Annotated in this window: 19 protein-coding genes; 5 read left to right on the top strand and 14 right to left on the bottom strand. The window is 73.2% G+C overall.

Annotation, left to right across the window (positions count from 1 at the left end; all coding sequences use genetic code 11):
- From PKY62_RS08745 to PKY62_RS08730, 4 genes are all read right to left on the bottom strand, one after another.
- The coding region (locus PKY62_RS08745; protein ID WP_324536326.1) for a ribonucleoside triphosphate reductase at window positions 1–1,247 on the bottom strand (1,247 nt) is incomplete at its 3' end.
- A 399-nt stretch (window positions 1,248–1,646) separates the two neighbouring features.
- The gene (locus PKY62_RS08740; RefSeq protein WP_324536325.1) at window positions 1,647–2,330 is read right to left on the bottom strand and encodes a cation diffusion facilitator family transporter; all 684 of its coding nucleotides are present in this window, start codon (window positions 2,328–2,330) and stop codon (window positions 1,647–1,649) included.
- On the bottom strand, window positions 2,327–2,734 hold the full coding sequence (locus PKY62_RS08735) for an ArsR/SmtB family transcription factor (RefSeq protein WP_324536324.1): 408 nt from the start codon (window positions 2,732–2,734) through the stop codon (window positions 2,327–2,329). The genes PKY62_RS08740 and PKY62_RS08735 overlap by 4 nt, the downstream gene beginning before the upstream one ends.
- Before the next feature lie 74 nt (window positions 2,735–2,808).
- Window positions 2,809–3,273 carry a MarR family winged helix-turn-helix transcriptional regulator gene (locus tag PKY62_RS08730; protein ID WP_324536323.1) on the bottom strand — a complete coding sequence of 155 codons (465 nt, stop codon included), beginning with the start codon at window positions 3,271–3,273 and terminating at the stop codon, window positions 2,809–2,811.
- Between the two features lie 36 nt (window positions 3,274–3,309).
- On the opposite strand from PKY62_RS08730, the gene PKY62_RS08725 reads away from it, so the two are divergent.
- Complete coding sequence (locus PKY62_RS08725) at window positions 3,310–4,206, top strand: NmrA family NAD(P)-binding protein (protein ID WP_324536322.1); 897 nt, start codon at window positions 3,310–3,312, stop codon at window positions 4,204–4,206.
- 93 nt (window positions 4,207–4,299) lie between these two features.
- Here PKY62_RS08725 and PKY62_RS08720 read toward each other — a convergent pair whose 3' ends face one another.
- The 3 genes from PKY62_RS08720 to PKY62_RS08710 form a co-directional block, all read right to left on the bottom strand.
- Window positions 4,300–4,704 (bottom strand): DUF6855 family protein, encoded by a 405-nt coding sequence (locus PKY62_RS08720; RefSeq protein ID WP_324536321.1) that lies wholly within the window; start codon window positions 4,702–4,704, stop codon window positions 4,300–4,302.
- A 117-nt stretch (window positions 4,705–4,821) separates the two neighbouring features.
- A complete protein-coding gene (locus tag PKY62_RS08715; protein WP_324536320.1) occupies window positions 4,822–6,195 on the bottom strand; it encodes a permease prefix domain 1-containing protein in 1,374 nt (457 codons plus the stop codon).
- Complete coding sequence (locus PKY62_RS08710) at window positions 6,192–6,557, bottom strand: PadR family transcriptional regulator (protein ID WP_324536319.1); 366 nt, start codon at window positions 6,555–6,557, stop codon at window positions 6,192–6,194. Before PKY62_RS08710 ends, PKY62_RS08715 begins: the two co-directional genes overlap by 4 nt.
- Window positions 6,558–6,689: 132 nt before the next feature.
- Here PKY62_RS08710 and PKY62_RS08705 point away from each other — a divergent pair, with 132 nt between their 5' ends.
- On the top strand, window positions 6,690–7,166 hold the full coding sequence (locus PKY62_RS08705; RefSeq protein ID WP_324536318.1) for a WS/DGAT domain-containing protein: 477 nt from the start codon (window positions 6,690–6,692) through the stop codon (window positions 7,164–7,166).
- Between the two features lie 46 nt (window positions 7,167–7,212).
- On the opposite strand, the gene PKY62_RS08700 is transcribed toward PKY62_RS08705, so the two are convergent.
- From PKY62_RS08700 to PKY62_RS08690, 3 genes are all read right to left on the bottom strand, one after another.
- Window positions 7,213–7,614 carry a hypothetical protein gene (locus PKY62_RS08700; RefSeq protein ID WP_324536317.1) on the bottom strand — a complete coding sequence of 134 codons (402 nt, stop codon included), beginning with the start codon at window positions 7,612–7,614 and terminating at the stop codon, window positions 7,213–7,215.
- A gap of 64 nt (window positions 7,615–7,678) precedes the next feature.
- Window positions 7,679–8,344 (bottom strand): ArsR/SmtB family transcription factor, encoded by a 666-nt coding sequence (locus PKY62_RS08695; protein ID WP_324536316.1) that lies wholly within the window; start codon window positions 8,342–8,344, stop codon window positions 7,679–7,681.
- 3 nt (window positions 8,345–8,347) lie between these two features.
- Complete coding sequence (locus tag PKY62_RS08690) at window positions 8,348–8,698, bottom strand: DsrE/DsrF/TusD sulfur relay family protein (RefSeq protein WP_324536315.1); 351 nt, start codon at window positions 8,696–8,698, stop codon at window positions 8,348–8,350.
- Window positions 8,699–8,822: 124 nt separating this feature from the next.
- Between PKY62_RS08690 and PKY62_RS08685 the strand changes: the two genes are divergently transcribed.
- Window positions 8,823–10,004, top strand: coding sequence for a cysteine desulfurase family protein (locus tag PKY62_RS08685; RefSeq protein WP_324536314.1), 1,182 nt, complete (start codon window positions 8,823–8,825; stop codon window positions 10,002–10,004).
- A gap of 73 nt (window positions 10,005–10,077) precedes the next feature.
- Window positions 10,078–11,286 carry a lycopene cyclase family protein gene (locus tag PKY62_RS08680; RefSeq protein WP_324536313.1) on the top strand — a complete coding sequence of 403 codons (1,209 nt, stop codon included), beginning with the start codon at window positions 10,078–10,080 and terminating at the stop codon, window positions 11,284–11,286.
- A 35-nt stretch (window positions 11,287–11,321) separates the two neighbouring features.
- Here the strand turns inward: PKY62_RS08680 and PKY62_RS08675 are convergent, their stop codons facing one another.
- The 4 genes from PKY62_RS08675 to PKY62_RS08660 form a co-directional block, all read right to left on the bottom strand.
- Entirely contained in the window at window positions 11,322–11,636 is a 315-nt protein-coding gene (locus PKY62_RS08675) for a type II toxin-antitoxin system PemK/MazF family toxin (RefSeq protein WP_324536312.1), read from the bottom strand.
- A 116-nt stretch (window positions 11,637–11,752) separates the two neighbouring features.
- Window positions 11,753–12,004 (bottom strand): thioredoxin family protein, encoded by a 252-nt coding sequence (locus PKY62_RS08670; RefSeq protein ID WP_324536311.1) that lies wholly within the window; start codon window positions 12,002–12,004, stop codon window positions 11,753–11,755.
- Between the two features lie 32 nt (window positions 12,005–12,036).
- Window positions 12,037–13,089, bottom strand: a complete 1,053-nt coding sequence (locus PKY62_RS08665) for a permease (protein WP_324536310.1) — start codon at window positions 13,087–13,089, stop codon at window positions 12,037–12,039.
- Window positions 13,086–13,454, bottom strand: a complete 369-nt coding sequence (locus PKY62_RS08660) for an ArsR/SmtB family transcription factor (RefSeq protein WP_324536309.1) — start codon at window positions 13,452–13,454, stop codon at window positions 13,086–13,088. Before PKY62_RS08660 ends, PKY62_RS08665 begins: the two co-directional genes overlap by 4 nt.
- A 224-nt stretch (window positions 13,455–13,678) precedes the next feature.
- Here PKY62_RS08660 and PKY62_RS08655 point away from each other — a divergent pair.
- Window positions 13,679–14,921: phosphoenolpyruvate carboxykinase domain-containing protein (locus PKY62_RS08655; protein ID WP_324536308.1), on the top strand; the 1,243-nt coding region annotated here is incomplete at its 3' end.

The raw sequence follows: 14,921 nt of genomic DNA, 5'->3' as shown, positions 1-14,921 counted from the left end.
AGCGAGCCGGTCTGCTCGGCCGAGCCGAACAGCCCGTTGCCCCGCTTGAGCAGCTCGCGCAGGTCCAGCTGCAGCCGGCAGCACATCGAGCGGATCTGGTTCGGCTCGAGCTCGGAGTTGAGGAAGTTCTGGAAGTACGGCAGGCCGTACCTGGCGGTCATCTCGAACAGGCGCTCGGCGTTGTCCGACTCCCAGTCGAAGTCCGCGGTGACGTTGTACGTCGGGATCGGGAAGGTGAACACCCGGCCCGAGGCGTCGCCTGCGGTCATGACGTCGATGTAGGCGCGGTTGATGAGGTCCATCTCGACCTGCAGGTCGCCGTAGGTGAACCGCTGCTCGACGCCGGCGACCACCGGGACCTGCTCGCGCAGGTCCGCGGGGCAGACCCAGTCGAAGGTCAGGTTGGTGAAGGGCGTCTGGGTTCCCCACCGGGACGGGACGTTGAGGTTGTAGACCAGCTCCTGGACCCCCTGGCGCACCTGGTCGTAGCTCAGCGCGTCCAGGCGCACGAACGGCGCCATGTACGTGTCGAACGAGCTGAACGCCTGGGCCCCGGCCCACTCGTTCTGCATCGTGCCCAGGAAGTTGACGATCTGCCCGACCGCCGAGGAGAAGTGCTTCGGTGGGGACGCCTCGACCGTGCCCGGCACCCCGTTGAGCCCCTCGGTCAGCAGCGTGCGCAGCGACCATCCGGCGCAGTACCCCGCAAGCATGTCCAGGTCGTGGATGTGCAGGTCGCCGTCGCGGTGTGCCCGGCCGACCTCGGGCGGGTAGACGTGCGAGAGCCAGTAGTTGGCCGTCACCTTGCCCGCGGTGTTGAGGATCAGCCCGCCGAGCGAGTACCCCTGGTTCGCGTTCGCGTTGACCCGCCAGTCCGAGCGGTCGAGGTACTCGTTGATCGAGCTCTCCACCTCCACCACCGTGCGCGCATCGGCCCGCAGCCGCGCGTGCTGCTCGCGGTAGGCGATGTAGGCCCGGGCCGTGGCCGTGCGACGGTCGGCCAGGAGCGCCGCCTCGACGAGGTCCTGGACGTGCTCGACGTGCGGGTACCCGGCACCCTCGACTGCCAGCACCCCGACGACCCGCGCGGTGAGGGCGTCGACCTCGACCCGCCCCAGCTCCCCGGTGGCCCGACCCGCGCGCTCGATCGCCGACTCGATCCGCGCGAGGTCGAACCGGTGGGTGGCCCCGTCCCGCGCGATGACCCCGACGGGCACGACGGCGGGCGGCACAGCAGACGCGGGCACAGCGGAAGACGGCACGACAACTCCTGAGGATCGAGGAAGGACCGGACGGCAGAACCGACCACGAACCACCACATCTAGGGCTCTTCGGGGTCCGTGCTACTAGATCTGCCATTTCTAGGCCCCTCCAAGATCGACATCTGGGCCGAAGGTCCCGCGCCCCGCACGAGCCGGCGCTCCGCACCGGCGTGTCGCTCACGGGCGGCCCGATCCGCTCCCGGTGCTGGGCGGTCGAACGACGGGTGACGCGCCGCCCTCGGTCCGGACGTTGATGGCGCGCGTCGCGTCGCCCGCCGGTGCGGAGGGCGACAGCACTCACACCCTCGGGCTCACCGCGACCCGGACGGCGGGGTCGGGATCACGGGGGCGGCGAGCAGGTCGCCGACGACCGCACCCTCCGGTTCACCGGTCGTCGTCGTCACCGTCGTCGTCGTCACCGTCGTCGTCGTCACCGTCGTCCTCGACGAGCTCGCCCTCCCAGGCCTCCCTGCCCTCGTGGATCGCGAACGCGGCGATGACGAAGCCCGCCACGGGATCGATCCAGGTCGCCCCGGTCACCGCGTAGGCGATCAGGCCGACCAGGGTGGAGACGCTGAGGATCACGCAGACCCGGGTCTGCGCCGCATCGGCGAGGATGAGGTTGTCCCCCAGGCGCAGCCCGACGCGCCGCTTCGCCGCGGCGAGGGCCGGCATGACGATCAACGACGCGACCAGCACGACGATGCTCAGCGTCGAACTCTGGGGCACCTCGCCCTCGACCAGGCGGCGGATCCCCTCGAACGTCACATAGGCCGCGAGGACGAAGAACGTCACCGCGACACCCTGGAGTGCCAGGCGCTCCTTGCGCTCGTCGGCCTCACCGTGCCGGAGCCGAGCCGCCAGGCGCAGGCCGACCAGCACGGCCGCGACGGACTCGATGGCGGAGTCGAACCCGAAGCCGACCACCGACACCAGGCCCGCCATGAGTCCCGCCGTCACCGCGACGACGCCCTCGACCACGTTGTAGGTGACGGTGAGCTGCGCCAGACGCAGCCCGCGCCGCGTCAGCCGCTCGACCTCCGCCGCCTCCAGAGCCACGGCGCTCACCGAGCCACCTCCGCACGCTCCGCGGGAGCCGTGCCCGGCGCGACCGCGATCCCGTACACCGGGCACAGGGCCACGGCGTCCCCGGTCAGCGCGAGCAGCCGCTCCGCCGCCGCGAGCAGCTCGACCATGGCCGCCGGCTGCGTCAGGCCGAACACCGAGGCTCGCCCCTGCGGCCGGGACTCCACCAGGCCGCAGTCACGCAGGCACGCCAGGTGCTGGGAGACGGTCGACTGGGCCAGCCCCAGGTGACGGGTCAGATCGACGACGCGGTGCTCCCCCAGCGCCAGGTGCCGCAGGATCGCCAGCCGGGACGGGTCGCTGAAGCCGTGGAAGAGGCAGGCCGCGACCGACAACGACGCCGACGCGTCCACCACAGGATCAGCAACCCTCGCTTGCATCGTCATATGCCGATGCTACGGCCGCCCGACGACGTCCGGCGACGGCGCGGGAACCCGGGCGTCGACCCTGCGCCCCGGTCTCACCCCGCCGGGCCAGGGCGTCGACCCTGCTCTGACGCGGCGCACTCGGCGAACCGCCGCAGGGCGCCGGCCAGCGCGGTGACGTCGGCCGCGTCCCAGCCGCCCGTCAGGGCGACGAGCCGTTCGAGGCGGAACTCGCGCGCCCGGCGCCCGAGCGCGCGGCCCGCATCGGTCGGCCCGACCAGGACGGCCCGCGCGTCCTGGGGCGACGCCGACCGCGCCACCATGCCGACCCGCTCGGCCCGCACGACCAGCCGGCTCGCGGTCGAGCGCGCCACGTCGAGGCGGTCGGCGATGTCGCCGACGCTCGCTGCCCCCTCGCCGACCGCGTCCAGGACCAGCAAGGTCGACAGCTCGATCCGGCGGCCCTGATCGTCCAGGACGGCCGGGGACTCCAGGAAGCGTCGCAGCCCCAGCAGCGCCCGATCCAGCGCCACCAGGTCATCGGATCGCGCCGTCGTCATGTGTGTACGATACACAGACCCTGAGGGAGGAGCGAGGTGGCACGGATCCTGGTGACAGGTGCGAGCGGCACGGTGGGCACGGTCGTGGCGGCCGCCCTGACCGCGGCCGGCGCGCAGGTCCGCCTCGCCGGCCGGGCCCGCCCACGCCCTCAGCAGCACCCGGGGACGCCGTCGGTGGCGTTCGACTTCACCGACCCCGCCACGTGGGGGCCGACGTTCCAGGACGTGGAGTCGGTGTTCCTCGTGCGACCCCCGGCCCTCGGCAACGTCACGCGCGACCTGCTGCCGGCCCTGGCCGCGGCGCGTGACGCCGGTGTGCGCCGTGTCGTGTTCCTCTCCCTGCAGGGCGCCGAGCGGAACCGGGTCGTCCCGCACGCCACCGTCGAGGCGTGGCTGCGCGCCTCGGGGATGCGGTGGACGTTCGTGCGTGCCTCCTTCTTCGCCCAGAACCTGACCACCACGCACGCCGCGGACGTACGCGACCGCGACGAGATCGTCGTGCCGGCCGGCCGCGGTGCGACCGCGTTCGTCGACGCGGCCGACGTCGGCGCCGTGGCCGCCGCTGCGCTGCTCGACCCCGCTTCCCACGCGGACCGGGCATGGACCATCACCGGCCCGCGCGCGCTGACGTACGACGAGGTCGCCGACATCCTCGCTGCCGAGCTCGGGCGCCCGATCACCTACCGTCGTCCGTCGCTCGCGCGCTACGCGTACCACGCCCGTCGCTCGCTGCACATGCCCTGGGCCATGGTCGCGGTGACGAGCGCGATCTACACCACCGCGCGACTGGGCCTTGCCGCCGGTCTGAGCGATGACGTGCGCACCGTCCTGGGCCGCGAGCCGATCGACGTCACGGAGTTCGCGCACCGGGAGCGAGCCGCATGGCTGGCACCCGGCCCGCCGGACCCTCTCGGGGGCAAGTCTGGCGGGTGACCGCGCGGTCGCGTCCTTCCGTCACCGGGACGAGCGCGCAGCTCGACGTCGCGGCCGCCACCGGGTCGCACGAGGGGTCGCGACGCGAGGTCCTCAGAGGGCGCGGACCCGGTTGCCTCGCGGGTCGTGCGTGAGCTCGGCGCGGCCGAGCTCCTCCAGGAGGGGCGGCAGGTACATGGCGAACCTGCCCCGGTAGCCGGCTCGCAGCCCGTACCACCCACCGACCGGGTTGTCCGCCGAGCGCCCCCACGCCTCGACGGTTCCGGGCGCGGGCTCCTTCTTCTCGTCGGCCGCACCCAGCTCGACCCACCCGCCCCGCTCGGCGAGCCAGGCGTGCAGGTCCTCGATCGCCCGCAGGAGGTACACCAGGCGGGTCGAGCCGACCTGGCAGACCAGCACCGGCGGGTCCGCGTCCTCGTCGCGGAACATCTCGTACCGCGAGGACCCCGGGGCCGTCGTCAGGCGCCACGCGTCGTCCCTGGTCCCGCTCCCCGACATGGTCGTCCGCCTCCCCGGGGCGGGCGCTCCCCGCCTGAGGGAACCGTAGGCCCGCCCACCGCCGACGGCCAGCCCGCGGCGCCCCCCGGTGGGCTGACGACCGCGGCGCGCCAGAGCTCACACGAACCCGAACACCGGCCCGAACACCACCACCACGACCGCCGCCCACCCGCCGTAGACCGGCAGGTAGCGGGTCTGCCAGCGCTCCACCGCGGCGAACGAGCCGCGCCCCCTCACGAAGCCTGCGGTCAGCCAGGCTGTGCCGGCGAGGTGGACCAGCAGGAGGACGTTGAGGCCGAGGGCTGCCACCTTGTTCGGGCTCGAGCCGAACTCCGCGATCCTGGTCACCATCGCTGCGAGCATGACCATGTCGACCGCGAGGGCCGCAAGGACCAGGACCAGCTGGAGGCCGTCGAACAGCCCCGGCCCGCTCAGCGGATCCCGCGCCGAGATCGAGTAGAGCACCAGGCACAGGACAAGGACGAGGATCGCATCCATGAGGATCAGCACCTCACGGTCGACGTCCACCACCCCGCCGGCGGCGGCCAGCACCCCGAGCAGCACGAGCAGCATCAGGGTCGTCAGCGGCGTGAAGACCCTGGTCAGCACAGGGGCGATGTTCTCAACGACGCTCTGCTTGGCCTCGACCAGCCAGGCCGCGACGACCAGGGCGCCGGGGACGGCGAACGGCAGGATCCACTGCTCCAGCACGGGCTCGAAGTCCACCCCGACCAGCCCCAGCGCCCCGGCCGTCAGCCCGATCAGCACGGCGCCACCCATGCCCAGCAGCGCGTAGTAGACGGCGAGCTCGCCCGTGAACCGCACGAAGTCCATCCGACGGGCGTCGGACCGCCAGCGTCCACCGACGTAGACCACCCCGATCAGCACCCAGAGGACCACCGGTGCGTGCAGCGCGGCGAGGATGTCGGTCGACCCGCCCGGCGCGAACGGGTAGGCGTTGAGCAGGATCGCGAGCACGAGGAACGGGACCAGCACAGCGACGATCGCGCGCAGGCTCAGGCGGCGCTTCCACCCGAGGTAGGCGGCGAGGAACGGCGCGACGAGCAGGCTCAGGGTGCGGCCCAGCGAGCCGGCGACCTGCAGCCCTTCTCGGTCCCACCACATCCCGGCCTTGACCGCCAGCCCGGCGCCGACGGCCGCCGCGAGCACGAACGCGACCTCGACCCACGGGCTCGTCCCGCCGGCGCCGCCCGCACCGGCCGAGCCCTGCGGCACCAGGACGAGCTGCTTCCACAGCCGCTCGGAGTGCTCGCGGGCGTACTCACGCGACACCGCGTCCAGGTCCCCCAGCCGCTTCATCGCGACGAGGAAGGACTCCCCCTCGTCCAGCCCGGTCGCCTGCAGGTCGGAGATCTGGGACCGCAGGTGATCCTCGAGCTCCTCGACGTCGCTCACCGAGATCGCCTGACGCCGCTGGGCGAAGCCGCGCCATCGTTCGATCTGCTCCTCGAGCTCGGCTCCCAGGCTCACCGGGCCCACCCCGCGACCGGTGCGGGCGAGGGCTGGGTGCTCTGCCAGGCATGCCGCAGGGCATCGGCGACGACCGACCACTGCTCCTGCCGGTCGGCGAGCGCCGCCCGGCCGGCAGGCGTGATCGCGTAGTGCTTGCGCCGACGGCCCGACTCGGAGGCGCCCCACGACGACGAGACCTGCCCGAGCCGCTCGAGGCGGTGCAGCAGCGGGTAGAGCATCCCGTCGGTCCACTGCATGCGACCGCCGGACAGCTCGGTCACGCGTCTGAGGATGGCGTAGCCGTACTCCTCACCGTCCGCCAGGATCCCCAGCACCAGCGGGGTGGCCGACGCGGCGACCAGATCCTTGTCGATGTGCACGACGCCCTCCTATACCTCGATCTGCAAGGTATTCAACCCTAGCGGATCTAGGTATGGCAAGGATCGCCGTCCCAGCCGACGGCGCGGATCGCCCAGGCGAGGTCCCCGTCGGTCCACGACCTGGTCGTCTCGGTGCCCGTCGCGGCCCGGAGGTCGACGACCAGCACGGAGCTCGGCAACCAGGTCGGGGTCATGCCCGTGCGCGTCCCCGTCGACGGGCCGCTCGACGCGCGGCTGCGACATGTCGGTGAGGTCACCCGGGTCCGCAAGGGCAGCACCCGCGGCGCGTCGGCCGTCCTCGTGGGCCCGGCCTTCCGGCTCCTGGCCGGCGCGGGGGTGTTCCGCTGGTTCGTGGATCGTCAACGCCTCGTGAACTCGTTCCTCACCAACCTGCGCGGCCCCGACCAGCCGCTCAGCCTCGCCGGCGCGCCGATCCTGACGATCGTCCCCATCACCGTCACGGCCAGCAACGTCGGCGTGGCGTTCGCCGCGCTGTCCTACGCCGGGCGGCTGGGCGTCACGGTCATCGCCGATCCCGACGTGGTGCCCGAGATCGACGAGCTCGCCGCGACCCTGGCGGCAGAGCTCGTCGCCATCGCGGCGGGGTGACCTCGGCGGACCGACGCCGGCCGCCTCCTCGCCCGGGCAGGAGCATCTAGCTCGGTGGCTCCGTCGACGGCGCGTCCCGAGCGATGACCAGACCGACCAGGGCGGCCGGCAGCGGTGCACGGCCCGGCCCGCCGGCGGCCAGCCACTGCCGGAGGTGCGCCGTGAGCTCGTCGCCGGCAAGTCCCTCGAACCACACGGGCAGCGATGCGGCACCGGGTGTCGCGTGCCCGGCCTCCCGGGCCACGACCACGTCGCCCCGTTCGCACTCGTCCAGGCACTCGGCGAAGCACACATCGGCGACCTCGTCGGCCGCGAGCCGCTCGAGGCGCGCTCGCTGACCGCCCGCGAGCCGGTCCCGCCCGGCGAGCGTCTCGCCTGCGCACAGGCTGCAGGCGGTCACTCCCGGGCGCGTCGACCGCGCCGGTGCACGAGGGTCGTCAGAGGTCACCGAGCGAGGGTACGCACACCAGGGGCCACCGACGACTCGGGTCACCCGCCACGGGGCCGGCGCCTCAGGCGACGTCGGCGCCCTCGACGGGCAGCTCGGCGGCGCGCCACTCCAGGACGCCGTCGGCCAGTCGCCGGGCCGGGCGACCGTGATCGCGCAGCAGCCGCACGGCGGCGTACGAGAGCACGCAGTACGGGCCGCGGCAGTAGGCGACGACGTCGCTCCCGGTGGGCAGCTCGGCGAGACGCCCGGCGAGCTCGTCCAGCGGGATCGAGATCGCCCCGGGCAGGTGGCCGCCGGCGTACTCCTCGGACGGTCGCACGTCGATGACCGTGACGGTGCCCTGCTCGGCGCGGCGCCAGAGCTCGTCGCGGTCGATCTCCTCGACGTCCTCGGGGCCGAGGAACGCCGCACGCGCGGCGGGCAGGTCCGGCAGATGGTGCTCGGCGAGTCGCTGGACCTGCAGGTAGAGACCCGCGACGTCCGCGCCGGCCAGCCGGTAGAAGATCCGCGTGCCCTCGCGGCGGGTGCTGACCAGGCGCGCCTGGCGCAGCGCCTGCAGGTGCGCCGACACCGTCGTGACGTGCGCACCCGTGGCGCGGGCCAGGGAGTCCACCGGGCGCTCGCCCTGGGCGAGCAGGTCGATGAGCTCGACCCGGGTGGGGCTGGACAGCGCCTTGCCGATCCGGGCGAACTGCTCGAACAGCGCCCGCTTCGCGTCGCGTCCCACGGTCTAGAACACCAGGACCTTGTCGGCCTCGAGGGTCCAGCTCGCCAGGGCCTCCATCGTCGAGCGCGGCGCGCCCCCGACGAGCTGGTCCTCGCGCAGGCCCCTGGCGTCCAGGCACGTGCCGCAGCACCCGATCTCCGCGCCCGCGCGCACCAGGCCCTTGAGCATCCGGTCCAGGGTGTAGTAGCCGTCCGGGGTCTTCTGCCCCTCCACGGCGCACGTCACCGCGTCGCCCATGAGGAACACCTGCACCCCCACGCCGTCGCGCTTGCTCAGGGCCACGGCCAGGCGCACCGCGTTGAACGTCTCGTCCGAGCCGTAGGCCGGGCCGTTGATGATCAGCAGGACCTTCACCGAGGCATCCCTCCGGGCAGGGCCGGGCCCGTTCCGGGTCCAGCATGCGACCACCTTATTCCATTGTTCTTCGGAATACTGGGACACTGATGCGGCGCGGGGCAGGCCCGCCTCAGGAGGACCCGTGACCACCGCTCGCCACCCGGACCTGCCGTCCCGGCCCGTCTACCTCGACCACAACGCGACGACGCCGGTCGACCCGCGGGTGCTCGACGCGATGCTGCCCGCCCTGCGCGGGGACTTCGCCAACCCCTCCTCGACGCATGCCTTCGCCGCCGGCCCGGCGCGGCTGCTGGCCGCCGCGCGGGCCGAGGTCGCCGCGCTGCTCGGCGCCCGGCCCGAGGAGATCGTGCTCACCGGCTCCGGGTCGGAGGCCGACGCGCTGGCCGTCCGCGGCGCCGCACTGGCTGCCGCCACGCGGCGCGGCGTGCGACCGCACGTCATCACCCAGGTCACCGAGCACCCCGCCGTGCTGGCAGCGTGCGAGGAGCTGCGCACCCGCCACGGCGCACGCATCACGGTGCTGCCGGTCGACGCGGAGGGCAGGGTCGAGCCCGCCGACGTCGCGTCGGCGATCACCGCGGACACCGTGCTGGTCTCGGTGATGCACGCCAACAACGAGACGGGCACCCTGCAGCCGATCACCGAGATCGCCGCCGTCTGCCGCGAGCGCGGGGTCCTGCTGCACACCGATGCCGCGCAGAGCGTGGGCAAGGTCCCCGTCGACGTCGACGCCCTCGGGGTCGACCTGCTGACGGTCGTGGGGCACAAGATGTACGCACCCAAGGGCGTCGCCGCGCTCTACGTCCGCCGCGGTGTCGCCGTGCACCCCCTGGTCGGCGGGGGCGGCCAGGAGCACGGCCTGCGCGCCGGGACCGAGAACGTCCCGCACGCCGTCGCGCTGGGCGCGGCCGCGCGGATCGCACGCGCGGAGCTCGCCGACGGCGAGGGGCCCCGCCTCGCCGACCTGCGCGACCGGCTCGCGGCGCGACTGGCCGGGCTGCTGCCCGGCCGGGTCCATGTCCACGGTCACCCCGTGCACCGCCTGCCCGGCACGCTCAACGTGCACATCGACGGCACCGTCGGCCACGAGCTGCTCGCCGCCACCCCCGACGTCGCCGCGTCCACCGGCTCCGCGTGCCACTCCGGCAGCCACACGCCCTCGGCGGTGCTCACGGCGATGGGCCTGCCCGGGACCGATGCCCTGGCCACCCTGCGGCTGTCTCTGGGACGCTGGACCACCCAGGCCGACGTCGACCTGGCGGCGGTCCTGCTGGCCGCCGGGGCCGACGGTGCATCGGCCTGAGCCGAGCACCCGGGAGGACACCGATGGCCGCCATCGATGCCGGCGCGGGCCGACCGACCATCGATCGCCACCGGTGAGCCCCACCCGCACCCCAGCCCTCCCCCGGCAGGTCGACGCCGTGATCCTCGGCGGCGGTGCGGGCGGTCTGTCCCTCGCCGCCCACCTGGTGGCCGGCGGGTGGGCCGACCGGCGCGTGCTCGTCGTGGACGACGGGCTGCACCCGGACCGCAGCTGGGCGTACTGGTCGCGCGGCGACGGGCTCCTGGACCCGGCGGCGTCCCCGGGGTCCACCCGCCTGCGCGTCGACGGCCCCGGCGGCGAGCAGGTCGTCGCCCTCGACGAGTTCCGCTACCGGACCCTCACCGGTGCCCAGCTGCGGGGGGCCAGCGACCGCCTCGCCACCGGCGCCCCCGGATTCACGCGCGTGCGCGGCACCGTCGTGCGCATCGATGAGCACCCCACGGCACCGGGCGTGCTCATCAGCCGACCCGGTCCCGGCGACCCGCAGCTCGCGAGCGTCAGCGCCCGGTGGGTCTTCGACAGCACCGGCGTCGCACCGGGCCCGGCGCTGCCCGCGCCCCGAGCGGGCCTGAGGTTCCTCGGTCACCACGTCGTGACCGACCACGACGCCTTCGACCCGACCACGCCCACCCTCATGGACTTCCGCACGGACCAGAGCCGCGGCGTGGCTTTCGTGTACGTGCTGCCCACGTCCGCCCGGACCGCCCTGGTCGAGTACACCCGGTTCGCCTCCTGGCCCGCCGACCGGACCGCGTCCCGGGACCGCGAGCTGGGCGAGCACGTCGACGCCTACCTGCGCAGGCAGCTCGGCATCGACGCCTTCCGGGTCGTCGGCAGTGAGTCGGGCGCCATCCCGCTGGTGGCGGCGGCCCCACCACGGCCCCGGGGGGCCGTGGTGCGGATCGGGACCCCGGCCGGGATGGTCAAGGCGAGCACCGGGTACGGTTTCGGGCGCATCCAGCGCCACAGCGCCGCCATCGCCCGATCCCTGACCCGCCACGGCCACCCGCACGACGTGCCCGGTCCCGGCCGGTGGCACCGCTCCCTGGACGCGCTGCTGCTCGAGGTGGTGCGCGACGACCCGACGACGATGCCGGCCGTCTTCACCCGGCTCTTCGCCGCCAACCCCGGCGACGCCGTCCTCGCCTTCCTCGACGAGACCGCGTCGATGCGCCAGGAGCTCGGGCTGTACCGCAGCCTGCCGATCGCCCCCTTCCGACGCGCGGTCACGCGGCGCGTCACCCGCCGACCTCGCGCCTAGCCCTTGGGCCGTGAGGCTCCTCCGGGGTGCGGCCGTCAGTCGTGGAGCGGCAGCTCGGGGTCGAAGGTCAGGACCACGCCCCGAGCCGGCCGGAGCTCCCGCTCGGCGGTGAGAAGCCCGATGGTGCGTCCGAGAAGAGCCTTCGGCACGGTGATGACGTTGTCGAGGGCAACGGCGCAGTCGTGGTCGAGACCGTTCTCGGGCCCGAACCCGGCCTCGCTCGACAGCCCCGTGACGGTGGGGGTGATCGGGGCGACGGTCACCTTCGTCTTCGCACCCGGTGGCGCGTCCCCCGTCAGGACGAGCGCCGGGCGGGTCGTGTCGAGCCGCTCCAGGCAGATCTCTCGCATCGATCAGTCCTCGACCTCGACGTGGATCGTGGTCCACCGCACGAGGTCGTCGAGGTCGTCCACCGCGCCCTTCTGCCGCTTCGCATCCCACTCCGGGATGCGTGGACCGGCGCGCGTCAGCCCGCGGCGGCGACCAGCGGTGCGAGGATCTCGCGGACCTGGGAGGTCGTCGGCACGCGGCCGGAGAGCACGACCGTCTCGTCGACCACGAGCCCGGGGGTCTTCATCACGCCGTACCCGACGATCGCCGGGAAGTCGGTGACCTTCTCGACGGTCGCGTCGGCGCCGAGCTCCGCGAGTGCCTCGCGCGTGACGCGCTCGAGGTTGACGCAGTTGGCGCAGCCGGACCCGAGAATCTTGATGATCATGTCGATCTCCTTCGTGGTGGGGGGTGGCGGGGTCAGCCGAGGACGGCGTTGAACAGGTAGCCGACGGCGATGATGCCGGTGGCGACAACGGCGACGAACACGGCGATGAGCTGGGGCTTGAGCACGCGCCGCAGCAGGATCATCTCCGGCAGGGACAGGGCCACGACGGCCATCATGAAGGCCAGCAGGGTGCCCATCGGCAGACCCTTGTCGTGCAGCGCCTCGACGAGCGGCAGGATCCCCGCTGCGTTGGAGTACAGCGGCACGCCGATGAGCACGGCGACCGGCACGGCCAGCGGGTTGCCGGCGCCCGCGTAGCGCGTGAAGAGCTCCTCGGGCGCCCAGCCGTGGATGACGGCACCCAGGCCGATGCCGACGAGCAGGTAGGGCCAGATCTTGCGCAGGATCGAGATGACCTCCTCGACGCCCATCTGGATCCGGTCGTCCCAGCCCAGGCCGAGGGTGGAGTCGATGACCTGCCCGCCCAGGCGGGTCTCGAAGACGAAGGGCTCGATCCACCGCTCCGCGTGGACCCGTCCGAGCACCAGGCCGCCGACGATCGCGATGACCAGGCCCGCGCCGACGTAGAGCAGCGTGGGGCCGACGCCGAACAGGCCGAGGAGCAGGGCGATGGCGATCTCGTTGACCAGCGGGGAGGCGATGAGGAAGCTCATCGTCACGCCCACCGGCACCCCGGCCGCGACGAACCCGATGAACGCCGGGACGGCCGAGCACGAGCAGAACGGCGTCACCACGCCCAACCCGGCGGCAAGGACGTTGCCCACGCCCTCGCGCCTGCCCCCCAGCAGCGCGCGGGTGCGCTCGACGGACATGAACGAGCGCAGCACCGTGATGACGAAGATGATCCCGACCAGCAGCAGCGCGATCTTGACCGTGTCGTAGAGGAAGAAGTGCACCCCAGAGCCCAGCCGCGAGGCCGGGTCCAGACCGACGACGTCGAGCACCAGCCAGTCCCACAGCGGCCGGTTGAGCTCGTACGCCACGACCCACAGGACCGCCGCCACGCCCAGGCCCACCCAGCGTCGCGTCGGCGTGCGCGCGCGCAGACGCTCCGCCACGCTCACGGTGACACCGCCGCGGCAGCGACGAGGTCGCCCGACGCGCACCGCGCCGGGGCCACCAGGGCGTCCGGCAGTGCCGCACGCATCCGCGCCGCCGCCTCCTCGGCCAAGGCGTAGTCGACCCACCGCCCGCGCTTGGCCGACGTGACCAGACCCACCTCGCGCAGCACCTTGAGGTGGTAGCTCAGCAGGTTCGCCGCGATCGGCACGTGCTCGGCCAGGCGGCACACGCACGCGGGCCTGGTGGCGAGCGTGCGCAGGATCTCCCACCGGACCGGGTCCGCGACCGCCTGGAGGAGCGCCACCGCTGCGGCCTGGTCCACCGACCCGTCGGCCGCCGTCGCCTCAACCATCGTTGCTTCGATCACCATTGAAGCGTACGGCGGTCGCCCGCGCCGTCCGCGCCAAAGGTCCCGACCTCGGCAGCCCGGGCCGGGCCTGGGACCGGCATCGGCCCGACGCGGGGGACGTGCGTCCCTGTCGCGCACCCGACGGTCGGGCAGGATGGGCGTCACGAGCCGTCGGGCTCGCAGGGGCGTCGTGGCCCGACCGCGAGCCCCACCGCGCGCTCTGCGGAAGGTGAGGTCGCACCGTGGTCGACATCGACAAGGCACTGGACGACGCAGGGGTGCACAACCCCGCCGTGCGGGAGTACGTCCGGCACTGGGCGGAGCACACGGGTGCGGCGCGCATCGAGGTGGTCAGCGCCGCAGACGACGCCCGCCTCCTCGCGGAGTCCCTGGCTGCCGGCGAGATCGTCCCGGCGGGTGACGAGATCTACTACTCGCGCAGCTACGTCAAGGACACGGCCCGCTCCGAGGAGCGGACGATCGTCGCGACGAGCAGGCCGCAGGACAAGGGCGTCTACAACAACTGGCGGCTGACGTCCGAGATCCGGCCCGTCGTCGAGGGCCACATGCGCGGCGCGCTGGCCGGCCGGACGATGTACGTCATCCCCTACCTCATGGCCCCGCCCGGCTCGCCGCTGGAGCAGTGGGGCGCCGGGGTCCAGGTGACCGACCACCGCACCGTCGTGCTGCACATGATCCGGATGGCCCGCGTCGGCGTGGACGCCATCGAGCACCTCGCCGACCCGGACACGTTCGTCCGTGCGGTCCACGTCACGGGCGACCTCGCCAACCTCGGGCAGGGCACGCCAGACGACAAGCGCTACTTCGTCACGGTCGCCGACGAGCGCACCATCCTGCACTTCGGCTCGTCGTACGGGGGCAACGCCCTCCTCGGCAAGATCGCGCACGGCCTGCGCCAGGCGTCGTACGACGGCTGGGCGTCCGGGTCGTTCCTCAGCGAGCAGTTCATGCTGCTGGGGATCACCGACAAGGAGACGGGCCGGACGTACCACGTGTGCGGCGGGTTCCCCAGCGCCTCGGGCAAGACCAACCTGGCGATGACGCTCGCCCCGGACGCCCTCGGTGACCGCTACCACGTCTCCTTCTACGGCGACGACATCGCGTGGCTGTGGGTGGACCCCACCGACGGCCTGCTCTACGGGATCAACCCCGAGTTCGGGGTGTTCGGCGTCGCCAAGGACACCAACGAGGTGACCAACCCGACGGCGCTCGACGCCGTCGCCCCCGGGACGCGCGCACTGTTCACGAACGTCGCCCACAACGAGCGCACGCACGAGGTCTGGTGGGAGGGCAGGACACCCGAGCGCCCGGCGGACCTCGAGGGCTGGCGCGACTGGAAGGGCGAGGTCGTCGCCGAGCGGGCGTCCGAGCGTGCCGACGACCCCTGGGCCCACCCCAACAGCAGGTTCACCACCAGCCTGGGCAACGTCCCCAACGTCGCGGACGACTTCGACCGTCCGCAGG

Origin of the sequence: Actinotalea sp. (assembly GCF_035443605.1) — a bacterium.
Lineage (GTDB): Bacteria > Actinomycetota > Actinomycetes > Actinomycetales > Cellulomonadaceae > Actinotalea.
This window is presented reverse-complemented; position numbering and strand designations above follow the sequence as displayed.

What these genes read in the sequence shown, in the direction of transcription:
- PKY62_RS08720 (WP_324536321.1), bottom strand. Translation starts at nt 4,704, where the DNA reads ATGTCGGGGAGCGGGACCAGGGACGACGCGTGGCGCCTGACGACGGCC.
- PKY62_RS08735 (WP_324536324.1), bottom strand. Translation starts at nt 2,734, where the DNA reads ATGACGATGCAAGCGAGGGTTGCTGATCCTGTGGTGGACGCGTCGGCG.
- PKY62_RS08675 (WP_324536312.1), bottom strand. Translation starts at nt 11,636, where the DNA reads ATGCGAGAGATCTGCCTGGAGCGGCTCGACACGACCCGCCCGGCGCTC.
- PKY62_RS08730 (WP_324536323.1), bottom strand. Translation starts at nt 3,273, where the DNA reads ATGACGACGGCGCGATCCGATGACCTGGTGGCGCTGGATCGGGCGCTG.
- PKY62_RS08670 (WP_324536311.1), bottom strand. Translation starts at nt 12,004, where the DNA reads ATGATCATCAAGATTCTCGGGTCCGGCTGCGCCAACTGCGTCAACCTC.